The organism is Marinithermofilum abyssi (assembly GCF_014641195.1).
Taxonomy (GTDB): Bacteria; Bacillota; Bacilli; order Thermoactinomycetales; family DSM-45169; genus Marinithermofilum; species Marinithermofilum abyssi.
In genome coordinates, this window is record NZ_BMHQ01000006.1 from 123,290 (window position 1) to 135,048 (window position 11,759).

The 11,759-nt window shown below is 51.6% G+C and carries 9 protein-coding genes and 2 riboswitches; of the genes, 6 read left to right on the forward strand and 3 right to left on the reverse strand.

The window, feature by feature from the left end:
• Positions 1-408 precede the first annotated feature (408 nt).
• The 3 genes from IEW70_RS09650 to IEW70_RS09660 all read right to left on the reverse strand — a co-directional run bounded on the left by IEW70_RS09650 (position 409) and on the right by IEW70_RS09660 (position 4,075).
• Entirely contained in the window at positions 409-492 is an 84-nt protein-coding gene (locus IEW70_RS09650) for a recombinase family protein (RefSeq protein WP_229751926.1), read from the reverse strand.
• Between the two features lie 778 nt (positions 493-1,270).
• A complete protein-coding gene (locus IEW70_RS09655; RefSeq protein WP_188647721.1) occupies positions 1,271-3,019 on the reverse strand; it encodes a Rieske (2Fe-2S) protein in 1,749 nt (582 codons plus the stop codon).
• A 246-nt stretch (positions 3,020-3,265) separates the two neighbouring features.
• On the reverse strand, positions 3,266-4,075 hold the full coding sequence (locus tag IEW70_RS09660; RefSeq protein WP_188647722.1) for an MBL fold metallo-hydrolase: 810 nt from the start codon (positions 4,073-4,075) through the stop codon (positions 3,266-3,268).
• A gap of 389 nt (positions 4,076-4,464) precedes the next feature.
• Here IEW70_RS09660 and IEW70_RS09665 point away from each other — a divergent pair, with 389 nt between their 5' ends.
• The 6 genes from IEW70_RS09665 to IEW70_RS09690 all read left to right on the forward strand — a co-directional run bounded on the left by IEW70_RS09665 (position 4,465) and on the right by IEW70_RS09690 (position 11,488).
• Positions 4,465-4,905: an SCP2 sterol-binding domain-containing protein gene (locus IEW70_RS09665; protein WP_229751914.1), complete on the forward strand. Its 441-nt coding sequence runs from the start codon at positions 4,465-4,467 to the stop codon at positions 4,903-4,905.
• A 95-nt stretch (positions 4,906-5,000) separates the two neighbouring features.
• Positions 5,001-5,185: riboswitch (Lysine riboswitch) on the forward strand.
• Positions 5,186-5,302: 117 nt separating this feature from the next.
• Complete coding sequence (locus IEW70_RS09670) at positions 5,303-6,547, forward strand: aspartate kinase (protein WP_188647723.1); 1,245 nt, start codon at positions 5,303-5,305, stop codon at positions 6,545-6,547.
• A gap of 310 nt (positions 6,548-6,857) precedes the next feature.
• The gene (locus IEW70_RS09675) at positions 6,858-8,498 is read left to right on the forward strand and encodes a peptide ABC transporter substrate-binding protein (RefSeq protein ID WP_188647724.1); all 1,641 of its coding nucleotides are present in this window, start codon (positions 6,858-6,860) and stop codon (positions 8,496-8,498) included.
• Between the two features lie 95 nt (positions 8,499-8,593).
• Entirely contained in the window at positions 8,594-9,526 is a 933-nt protein-coding gene (locus IEW70_RS09680) for an ABC transporter permease (RefSeq protein WP_188647725.1), read from the forward strand.
• A 1-nt stretch (position 9,527) separates the two neighbouring features.
• Positions 9,528-10,448, forward strand: a complete 921-nt coding sequence (locus IEW70_RS09685) for an ABC transporter permease (RefSeq protein WP_188647726.1) — start codon at positions 9,528-9,530, stop codon at positions 10,446-10,448.
• 14 nt (positions 10,449-10,462) lie between these two features.
• Entirely contained in the window at positions 10,463-11,488 is a 1,026-nt protein-coding gene (locus IEW70_RS09690) for an ABC transporter ATP-binding protein (RefSeq protein WP_188647727.1), read from the forward strand.
• Positions 11,489-11,554: 66 nt separating this feature from the next.
• Positions 11,555-11,659, forward strand: a riboswitch (SAM riboswitch).
• The last annotated feature ends 100 nt before the right edge of the window (positions 11,660-11,759 follow it).

An 11,759-nucleotide genomic window follows, 5' to 3' on the forward strand; every position in this document is an offset into this window, starting at 1 on the left:
AGAAGAGATCTCTTTTTTCTTCTACACACTTCCAGAACCGTCCTATGCGGGTTCGTCACCAGGGTGAATTCACATGAAAAGTGGTTGGATATCGCCAACGCAGGAAAATCATTTGCTTCAAGGATTTAATGAGGCTGGAAGAGGCACAGGAGGATCTGTAAGCGGTACGGTAACCAAAAGCGAAAAGAGGGCATAAAAACAACCCAGCAAAAAAGCTGGGCAATTAAAATCCACAATGTGGTGTCCAATCCCTCTACTATCTTAACAGTAGTAACAGACAGTGCCTGTTACCCACCCAAGCGAACCAGCTTCAAACAACAAGGATGCCCCCTGCTCTCATGTAATCAAGCCATTCCTCCAACCCTTAAGTTCAAAATTCCCTCTGCTTGTCTTGTCAGTAAAAATATTTTAACATCCATGTTGTCGAAGCGCATCCAGTTGGAGATCCAAGTTTTGTTCATGTGTCGAGATCCGTGCGTATCCGACGAGCATTTTATCCTACCTCCCCTTGTTGATTCTTCCCTTACTGTCTAATAACTCATCACAATAGTCACCAATGAGACTTTGATTTTGATAGTGTATTTCGAAAAAGGGGCAAAATATTCTGTTCGTTTTGGTCAGGAGTTTAAGTTGAAAACACATTATGTTTTCCCATGAAAATAAAGACCGCCCTCCCATTTCCACAATATAGTCGCGCATCGAATCTTCACAATACCCTTGCGCCCTCCCATGTCTCACGGGGTCTTCGCCCTTACATTCCTTCGTTCAACCTGTCAAGGGGTGGAGGCCAGGGGGATGCTTAGCGACAGGGTCGTGCCCGTATGACTGAATTGGTCCCGACTCTCGCGCTTCGTTTGTCCATAAAATACGGAACGATCAAAGCTCAGCAGCAGTTTGTAACTGTGAACGACGAATGTTTCCCAACATCCTGTGGGCATCATAGGTTCTCTGCTTTTTCCCTAAAGTGAACAACATTCGAACAAACTTACAACACAGAGCAATCAGGGATTGCATCTTCTTCAGTGGGTTTTCCGGTCGGGTCGTTAGATACCGGTGGAGTGCCCGAAATTCCGGATTGTGGGCCGTCAGCGGCAGAAGAACCACATGGCTTTTCACCCCCAAATATCGGAGAAAACCACCCTGGCTCTTCCTTACGTTTTTCCTCTCCCTTTTTAGTAAGGGAAAAACGCCTGCCTGAAATTGCCCCAAGTCTGACCGTAATTCATCCTATTAGGGAAAGGCTTCAGCCTCCCCGACTTGCGGGTTTGGACTATGCATCCGGGTCTTCAAACAACTTCTCTCCCCGATGGAGACGCCAGGCGATCCGCGCGGTGTGGGGCAGCTCCCGGGAGGTGGGAGCGTGGGCCGCCAGGTAACGGGTGGTGGCCAGAATCATGGTTCGTGCCGCATCTTCCGCCAAGGGAGTATTTTCCTCTGCCCAGCGATCGTGTTCCGCCAACGCCGCCTCCACCATCTGAAAGGAATGAAACTCGGCATCCTCCCTGAGCAATGCATGCCCCAAGGTATTGAACAACGCTTCTTTATCCCCGCCCCGGTCCAGATAGACAGCCACCCAATCCGCCGCCTCCGCGACCTGTTGTTGTTTATCCAGTATCGTGAGAAGTTCATTTGGATCCCTGGGTTGACCGTTCATGTCCGCATCCCCTTTGGGTCCTTTGGCAGCGGGAATATTGAGGAACCGGTCCAAATAAACGCTCATCGCCCCGTGAAACACGCCGCGGACCAAATCCCGTGAAGGAGATCGGCGCAGGCTTTCATGAACTGCGTGAGCGTGGGTGAAAGTGTGCAGCACGGTGATCCAGTCCCCGAAATCGTTTTGCACATGGAACCGCTCCACCCGTTCTGCGGCGGCGAGAGTAACCAGTTGCGCCAACCGCACCGGAGACATCCCCTTTTCAAGAGCCGCCGTCATCTCTTCCACCGTTCGAAGGGGATCATCCCCCAGGATGCGATCAACCAGCACCCGTTCGTTTGTTTCCCTGTTTCCTTCACCAATCGCCATCTCCTTCAGCCGGGAAAAAGCTGTCTGGAGAGGCGTCACCAGATCGACAGGTGACTGCCAGTTGTGAAGCTCTTCGCTCCGTTCTGCCCCCGCCAGCTGCGGCAGCAACGATGTCAGGGTTTGCTCTCGTAAATCCGGACCGATCCGTTCCAGCACTTCAAAGGCTTTGTTATGAAAATCCAACACATGACCGGTATTCATGTAAAAATGGTCCGTCACTGCCGCTGTCATTAAGTCTGCCAGCTGTTTCTCCGTTGCACCGGCGCGAATGGCGGTCAATAGGATCCGCTCCGCTCCCCGCACATCCCGAACCTCCACCGATTGCCGATACCACCGGGCCAATTGCTCCTGGTCCGCTTCCTCTCCCGGGAGGGCATCCAGCAGAAAACGGGTTCCCGCCCCCACGCTTTCCCGCGCCACATGAACTAAGCCATGGTACAGTGCGAGCACTTGCCCGCGCCGGTCCAGTCGGGGCAGCAAGTTCAACATCGCCGTCAGGATGGTGAGGCCCGACTGCCAACCTGCCTTCCGGTGCCGGGTACCGAATTCCACACCGATCCGGGCGATGGCTTCCGGGTTTTCCCCGCCTTCCAATAAGGCCACCACCGATTTGGCGATCACCAGGCTCAGGTTTTGTTCCAAACCCTCCCGCAACCGCTGCCGGTATTTTTCCACGCTGCGATCCTGTCGCGGGACCGTCTCGACCCAGACTTCCCCTTCCCGAACCTCCGTCCGGTAAACAGGCACGTCATCCGCCCAGGGATCCAGGGTTCCCCCGGTTTTCACATCAAAGCGGGCATGGTGCCAGTGACAGGTGAGGATCCCGTCACACAAACTCCCCGAGTGAAGGGGAAAGCCCATATGGGGACAGCGGTTATCCACCGCCCGATATTCCCCGTCATGATAGAAAACCACAATTCCCGACCCTCCCCCTTTTACCACACGGGGGCGTTCCCGCAGCTCTTCCGTTACACCCGCACTTATCCATTCGGACATGAAGCCTACCCCTTTTCTTTGGCTTAATGCATAAAAACTTTCCTGTCCGTCGCCGTGATTTCTTATATTTTCCTTGGCGAAGGGAAACTGATCTCACCGACTTTACCACCTAATTGCCTCCCGCTTTGCGGTTACATCTTCATTTTACCGGAAGAAGAACGCATTCTCTTCAGCAACGGGGCCGAAATCCTTACAGAAAAAGTCCCACTCTTGAAGTGGGACCCGACCTAAGACTTTCGTCTGATTTCAGCTTTCCAAAATCTCCAGGTACCGCTCCGCCGAGGACAGGGCGATTGACTTGCCATCCCCCCAGATCGATTTTCCTGACCAGGCTGCGTGAATGTTAGCAAAATCCCATGTTTCCAATACCGAACGAATCCGTCTAAGCTCCCGGGCAGGGAGGGGAATGAGGTTGGGAAAGCTGTACATGAAACTAACCCGGTCATTGCCAGCGGTCACGTAAAGGGTATCCCCGGTTAAAATGGCTCCCTCTCCCCCAGCGCCACCCTGCCAGTGGAGAAAGGCGCTGCCTGGAAAATGACCGCCCAGACGAACCGCGGTCACTCCTGGTACCACCTCTAACGTTTCCCCGGACCAAAGCCGGACACTCGTGCCGGGACCCATCACCCATTTCCGGTCCGCTTCATGCAGATAGACAGGGCAATCGAAAGCCTCCGCCCATTCGTGGAAATTGCTGTAGAAATGGGGATGGGAGATGACGATAGCTTTCAGTCCGCCCCGATCCCGAATATACTCCACGGTTTCTTCATCCAGATACGTGATGCAGTCCCAGAGAATGTTCCCTGCGTCCGTCTGGAGTAGCATCGCCCGCTGTCCGATGCCGAACCTCGGAATCGTCACGATTTCGTCCAAACCCGGCTCCACTTCACGCCAGAGGTTTTTGTACCCCTGTTGTTTCAACTCCTCCAAGGTAGTCCACTGCTGTCCATCGGGATGGATATACTGACGATCGTCCTCGCACACCGGACAAGACTTGGGGGTGGATGCCGAAGACTGGTAACGGGTGCCGCAGGTGACACAAATGTATGTGTTCATACTCACTCTCCTCCCTTTCTTTTTCAATGTACCAAAAAGCGGAGGAATCCACCTCGGGCAATAGACCGGTTTTCTATACACCTGTAGGGTGCCTATTTCGTTTGGAGGAAATCGGCGGTGGTTTGGTATCCTTCCGCATCCCTAATCCCTACTTCCTGTTCTTGATTCTCTTCCTCTAGATTTTCTCCGGGTTTTATCTCATGATCAGACATAAAAAACTCCATTATGATTTGATATCCGGAGCCATTTCAGTTGTCAATGCAAGGGATCATAACCGCCAGAATGACGAATTCCACAATCAGATCAGGAGTTGTACTCTTTACAAATCGGCGGGCAGACACTATGGTAATGATGAATGAACAATCATTCATATACTGGGAGGAACGACCATGAGCCGAGTGATGGATGCTCTTCAATCGTTGAAGAAAAGAATGGACCTCGATCCCGAGAGGATTTCCGGCAGTCCCGCGGTGTATCAGTTTCATGTCAGTGGGGAAGAAGGGGGAACCTTTCAAGTCCGGCTGGAGAATCAACAGGCGGAGATCAGTGAAGGGACACCCTATAAGCCGGATTGTACCTTGGAAATGTCCGCCGAGCATTTGATTCAATTGATCAAGGGCAAATTGAATCCGACCACTGCTTTTATGATGGGCAAGCTGAAAGTGAATGGGAGCTTACAAACTGCAGGGGATTTTGAAAACAGTACAGTATGTGAGCGAGCAATGTTCCGAGAAGCCGCGGCTGAAACCGTGGAAGAAGTCACCCAAGGTCCTACCCGGCTGAATATTTGCCAATCCAAACGTATATTTTTGCTTGAGCTTTCTCTGTGATTGTGCTAAGATCGTTATCAAATATTCACCGGAAAGAAATTTGAACAAAAAACACGTTTAAATGACTCTTTCCAAAGGTATATCCTCACTGAATGCATGTGAATAGAGGCGCAGGAGATCATGAGTACCTGCTGGAAGGTGCGGTGCCGTTGACCAGCAGCAAAAGGGATCCCTGCCGAAGTTTTTCCGTCTGCCGCGGGCGGGAAAGCTGGGCCCGTATCCGAACAGGGGCGGGACTGTCACGAAAAGCAGCAGCTTTTCGTGGAGCACTATCACAGGGGGCGAGTGAGGCTGAGATGTGCCGTCAAGGCCGCAGCTGGAACCTTCCTGCTGTGGCCTTTTCTGTTTTTTTCCTGAACCGGGTACAACCAAAATTATGGGAGGCTTACCAATCACAATGGGACTTGTTGTTCAAAAATTCGGCGGAACCTCTGTGGGCAGTACGGAACGGATCCGCAAAGTGGCTGATATCGTTGCTCGGACCCAAGCTGAAGGAAACCAGGTGGTGGTGACAGTATCAGCGATGGGGAAGACCACGGATCAGCTGGTTTCTCTCGCCAATGAGCTAACGACCAAGCCGCCGCAACGGGAAATGGATGTGCTTCTCACAACGGGTGAGCAGGTATCGGTGGCGCTGTTGACAATGGCTCTGATGGAAAAAGGATTAAAGGCCCGTTCCATGACCGGATGGCAGGCGGGGATTCTGACGGATAAAGTTCACGGTAAAGCCCGAATTGAAGAGATTGACACGACACGGTTGCGCCAATCCCTGGAAAACGGGGAGATTGTGGTGGTTGCCGGTTTTCAGGGAGTGTCCTCCAGCGGAGAAATCACGACGCTGGGCCGCGGGGGCTCTGACACGACAGCCGTGGCTTTGGCGGGATCGTTGCAGGCGGATCGCTGCGAGATTTACACCGATGTGACCGGTGTCTTTACCACGGACCCGCGGGTGGTGCCCAAAGCGCGTAAGTTGGCTGAAATCTCTCACGAGGAGATGCTAGAGTTGGCCAACTTGGGAGCGGGTGTTCTCCATCCGCGCTCAGTGGAATGCGCGATGACGCACAAAGTGCCCTTGGTAGTTCGGTCCAGTTTTGTTGAGGAAGAAGGAACCTGGGTGAAGGAGGCCGACAAAATGGAAGAAGAACGGAATGTACGCGGAATTGCCCATGATATGCAAGTGGCGCGGATAAAGGTTTTGGGCCTGCCGAACAACACCGAATCCTTTACGCGGCTGTTCGGCATTTTGGCTAAAAAACACATCAATGTCGATATGATTGTGCAGAGCGAACACGAAGACGAACGGATGGATGTGGCTTTCAGTGTGCACGAAGATGAGCTGGACCAGGCGCGGGAAGCGTTGCAGGAACATGAGGAAGAGCTCGGGTATATCAAGGTGTTGTCCGAAACCAACCTGGCAAAAGTCTCTGCAGTGGGCGCCGGCATGGTGACCAATCCGGGTGTGGCAGCGAAAATGTTTACCACATTGAGCGAAGCGGGTGTACGGATCAAAATGGTTTCCACCTCCGAGATCAAGATTTCCTGCGTCGTGCCCAAGGATCAGGCGGCCGAAGCCGTGCGGGAGCTGCATACCGCATTTGACCTGGATGTAAAAGAGCCCGCTAAGGAAAAAGCATTGGTGTAGGGTGAATCGTTTCTTCGTCGAAGGAAAAACGTGCTGTTTTCAAAGAAAGCCCGGCAGGCCGGAATGTTCCGGTCGCCGGTTTTTCTTTTTGGTTAGAAATTTTGGACTTTGGAAATTGAGGAAAAATTACTTTATCAAGCAGGATTTTTTGAATGGAAGCGGAATATAGTTTAAGTGGTATAAGCTCTAGTCGTCCGAAAGGGTTAGTACATTATCTTTTTCCTCCTATTCGGAAGGCGGACTATAGCTTAGCCGGTTTTCGGTTTAGATCAACCGGAAAGAATACAGAAAGCTCAGGGGGGGTTATTGGATGAAGAAGTCCAAATGGATGCCACGGGTGGTGGCTGTGTTCACTGTACTTAGCATGGTGTTCCTGGCTGCTTGCGGTGGTGGAAGCAATGCCGGCGGTGAACTGGCAGATAAGCAGGTTCTGACAATTGGAAACGTTGCATCAGAACCGCCGGGTGTGGATCCGATGAAAGCTCAGGACAGCCAATCCGGTCTGCTCGTCAACCAGCTGATGGTGGGGCTGGTGAAGGTGGATAAAGAGGGGAACCCTCATCCGGCCTTGGCTACCAAATGGGAGAGCAACAAAGAGCAAACCGAGTTCACCTTCCATTTGCGGGATGCCAAGTGGTCCAACGGTGACCCGGTAACCGCGCACGATTTTGAATATGCTTGGAAGCGGATGCTGGATCCCAAAAATGCAGCGGTCTACGCTTACCAGCTGTTTTACCTGAAAAACGGGGAAAAATACAATGCCGGGAAGGCCAAGGCAGAGGACGTCGGCGTCAAAGCTGTCGACGACAAAACGCTGAAAGTGACTCTGGAGCGGCCTACGCCCTACTTTGTGAACCTCACCAACTTCTACGCATTGTTGCCGGTGCCGAAGAAAGTGGTGGAAAAGAACAAAGATTGGGCCACCGAAGCCAAATCCTTCGTCTGTAACGGTCCGTTCAAGTTGAAGTCTTGGGAACACGACTCCAAGATGGTCCTGGAGAAAAACCCGCATTATTATGATGCCAAGAAAGTGAAACTGGACGAAATCAATGTACCCTTTGTAAAGGATCAGCAAACCGGCTGGCAAATGTACCAAGCAGGCGAGCTGGACTTTGGTGACAAAAACATCATTCCGTTGGATTTGGTTCCCAGCAAGTTGAAATCGGGAGAAATTACTGCTCCGAAGCAGATTGCCAGCTACGGGGTCGAATTCAACACCAAGAAAAAACCCTTTAACAACAAAAAGGTTCGTCAAGCCTTCTCCCTGGCGATCGACCGGGATTCCCTGGTGAAAAATGTGACCAAAGGCGGTCAAGCACCCGCTAACGGCTGGGTTCCCTGGGGCATGTACAACCCGGTAACGAAGAACGAGTGGATCAAAGAGCACGGCAAATATATCGATCCGAAACCGCAAGTAAACGAAGCGAAGAAGTTGCTGCAAGAAGGTCTGAAAGAGGAAGGGCTCAAAGAGATGCCGGAAGTGACCTACATCTACAACACCGACGACGGTCACAAGAAAATCGCGGAAGCCCTGCAACAAATGTGGAAGAAAAACCTGGGTGTTGATGTGAAAGTAAACAACATGGAGTGGAAAGTCTTCCTGGAGAAGAAACATTCCGGAGACTTCGACTTCTCCCGTACGGGATGGCTGCCGGATTATAACGATCCGATGACCTTCCTGGATATGTATCAAACCGGCTCCGGTCAAAACGATCCCAAATTCAGCAACAAAAAATATGACGAACTACTCAACAAAGCCAAAAATACGGGTGACCAAAAAGTACGCTTCGACGCTATGCACAAAGCGGAAGACATCCTGATGGATGAGCTGCCGGTGGCTCCGCTGTATTGGTATACCGACCTTTCCGCGCAAAAAGACAATGTGAAAGGCGTTGTACAGTTGCCGGATGACAACACCTACTTTGAGCACGCCTATATCACGGAAGAATAAAGGCCGAACCAAGGCTCGGCGATAGGCAGGCAAAGTCACCCTTTGGGGTGACTTTGCCATGCCTTCCTTTTGACAAGTCAGGGGAGGTGGGAGAAATGCTGCGTTACATTGGAAAACGATTTGTTATTATGCTTGCTACTTTGTGGTTGATCGCCAGTTTGACGTTTGTTTTGATGCACTCCATTCCCGGTGATCCCTTCACATCGGAAAAAAAATTTCCCAAAGCAACCCTGGAGAATTTGAAGAAAGAGTATAACCTGGACAAGCCGATTCCGGTGCAGTATCTGCTGTATTTGAAAAACCTGGCTACCTTTGATTTAGGAATTTCTATCAAAACTCCCACCCGCACGGTAAATGAGATGATTGAGGATGGTTTTCCCAACTCTGCGCAACTGGGTGTACAAGCGCTGGCTATCGCTGTGAGCGCGGGAATTTTGATGGGAATGGTGGCGGCCATTTATCAAAGCCGTATGCCCGACTATATCATGATGGTCTTGGCGGTGATCGGGATTTCGGTCCCCAACTTCGTGCTGGGTCCGCTCTTTCAGAAATATTTGGGATTGGAGTGGGAAATATTCCCCATCGCCGGTTGGGGCGACTTTGAACAATCGGTAATGCCGTCGATTGCCTTGGCCTTCTTGCCTTTGGCTTTGGTGACCCGGTTGATGCGGTCCAGTATGTTGGATGTTTTGGGGCAGGATTATATCCGTACGGCCCGAGCCAAAGGGTTGCCTCCCTTCCGCGTGTTGTCCCGCCATAGCTTGCGAAACGCCATTATTCCGGTGGTGACGATTATTGGTCCCTTGTCCATCGGGATTTTAACGGGAAGTTTCGTGATTGAAAAAATTTTCTCTATTCCCGGAATCGGGAAGTATTTTGTGGAGAGCGTGACCAACCGGGATTATTCCGTCATTATGGGAGTAACCATCTTTTACGCCGGTTTGCTGATTTTCATGAACTTCCTGGTTGACTTGGCATACGGGTTAATTGACCCGCGGATCAAACTGGGCAGCAAGGAGGCGAGATAACATGGCGATTCCCGCACACAAATTTGAACGGGTGGAACGGAAGGTTGAACAAGCGGAGACGATTCGCAAACCCAGCATTTCCTACTGGAAAGATGCTTGGCTCCGTCTGCGGAAGAACTGGCTGGCTATGCTGGGGCTGGGATTAATCATCTTTTTAGTCATCATGGCCATATTTGGGCCGGTGTTTTCGAAATACACGTATTACCAGCAAGATTTGGGCGCCGGGCAAAACATGGAGCCCTCCAGCGAGCATTGGTTCGGGACGGATGACCTGGGCCGGGATGTATTTGTCCGTACCTGGGAAGGGGCTCGCATCTCTTTGCAAATCGGTTTTTTTGCCGCGCTGATCGACCTCGTGGTCGGAGTGCTCTACGGGGGTTTCTCCGGATATAAAGGCGGACGCACCGATGAGGTTATGATGCGGATCGTCGACGTATTGTGGGGACTGCCCTACTTGCTGGTCGTCATCCTGTTTTTGGTGGTTTTTGAACCGGGGATGTGGACGATTATTATGGCGCTGTCGGTGACAGGCTGGCTCAACATGGCCCGACTGGTCCGGGGACAGGTGCTGCAATTGAAAGAACAGGAGTATGTCATGGCAGCCCAAACGTTGGGGGCTTCCACCAAACGGCTGTTGTTTAAACACTTGATACCGAATACGATGGGCCCGATTCTCGTCATGCTGACCTTTACGGTCCCCAACGCCATTTTCGCCGAAGCATTCCTCAGCTTTCTGGGCTTAGGGGTGCAGGCACCTGTTGCCAGCTGGGGTACCATGATCAACGATGCTTTGGTTGTCGTATTGTCTGAAGAATGGTGGCGCCTCTTTTTCCCGGCCTTCTTCCTGAGCTTGACCTTGTTGGCGTTCAATGCCTTTGGTGACGGGCTGCGGGATGCGCTGGATCCAAAGATGCGGAAGTAAGGGGGGAACCGAACATGAAAACGATCTTGGAAATCAAAGATTTGCACGTAAACTTCAAAACCTACGCAGGAGAAGTGCATGCGGTCCGGGGTGTAAACCTTTATCTGAACAAAGGGGAAGCCCTCGCGATTGTAGGGGAATCGGGAAGCGGAAAAAGTGTGACGGCGCAATCGATCATGCGGTTGCTTCCTTCCCCGCCTGCGGAAATCAAACAGGGAGAAATTTTGTTTGACGGCAAAGACATTCTGAAGCTATCGGAAAAAGAGATGTTTCAAATCCGCGGTTCGGAAATCGGGATGATCTTTCAGGATCCGATGACCTCCCTTAACCCGACGATGACGGTTGGGAAACAGATCATGGAAGGGTTGAAATGGCACCAAAAGCTTTCCAATACAGAAGCGCGTCAACGGGCGATCGAAATGCTGCGGCTCGTGGGTATTCCCACGCCGGAAAAGCGGGTGAATCAATATCCCCATGAATTCAGCGGCGGGATGCGTCAGCGGGCCATGATCGCCATCGCTCTTGCCTGTAATCCCAAGATCCTGATTGCCGATGAACCCACAACAGCGCTGGACGTGACCATTCAGGCGCAAATTCTGGAATTGATGAAAGAATTGCAGCACAAAACGGAGACAGCGATTATCCTGATTACTCACGATTTGGGTGTAGTGGCGGAATTCGCTCAGCGTGTCGCCGTGATGTACGGAGGCAAAGTAGTGGAAACGGGAAAAGTGGACGATATCTTCTATCGTTCCCGCCATCCGTATACGTGGGGCTTGATGGGGTCCATGCCGCGTTTGGATCTAAAGCAGGAGGACGCCCTTACTCCCATTCCGGGTTCGCCGCCTGATCTGTTTGATCCGCCGAAGGGATGTCCGTTTGCCGACCGGTGCCCTCATGCGATGCATATTTGCCATGAGGAGATGCCGGAAGTGATGAATGTATCCGACTCGCATCAGGTCTCCTGCTGGCTGGAGCATCCCCAAGCGCCGTCTGTTCATGAGGGTGTGCGTGTCAATTTGACGACCAAAACGGTGTGAAACGGTTGACAGAAGTTTCAGTTCATCATAAGATAAGACCAATCACAATGGAATACGAACAACTTCTTCTTATCCAGAGCGACGGAGGGACTGGCCCGATGATGTCGCGGCAACCACCCGGTTGAGGGAATGGTGCCAATTCCTGCAGGGGAGAGCCCTGAAAGATGAGAAGAGGTGTGAATGAATAACAGGTTGACAGGCCTGTCTGTCAAATCACTCCTCTTCACTGGATAGGGGGAGTGATTTTTGTTTTGTGATAACTTTTGTACGG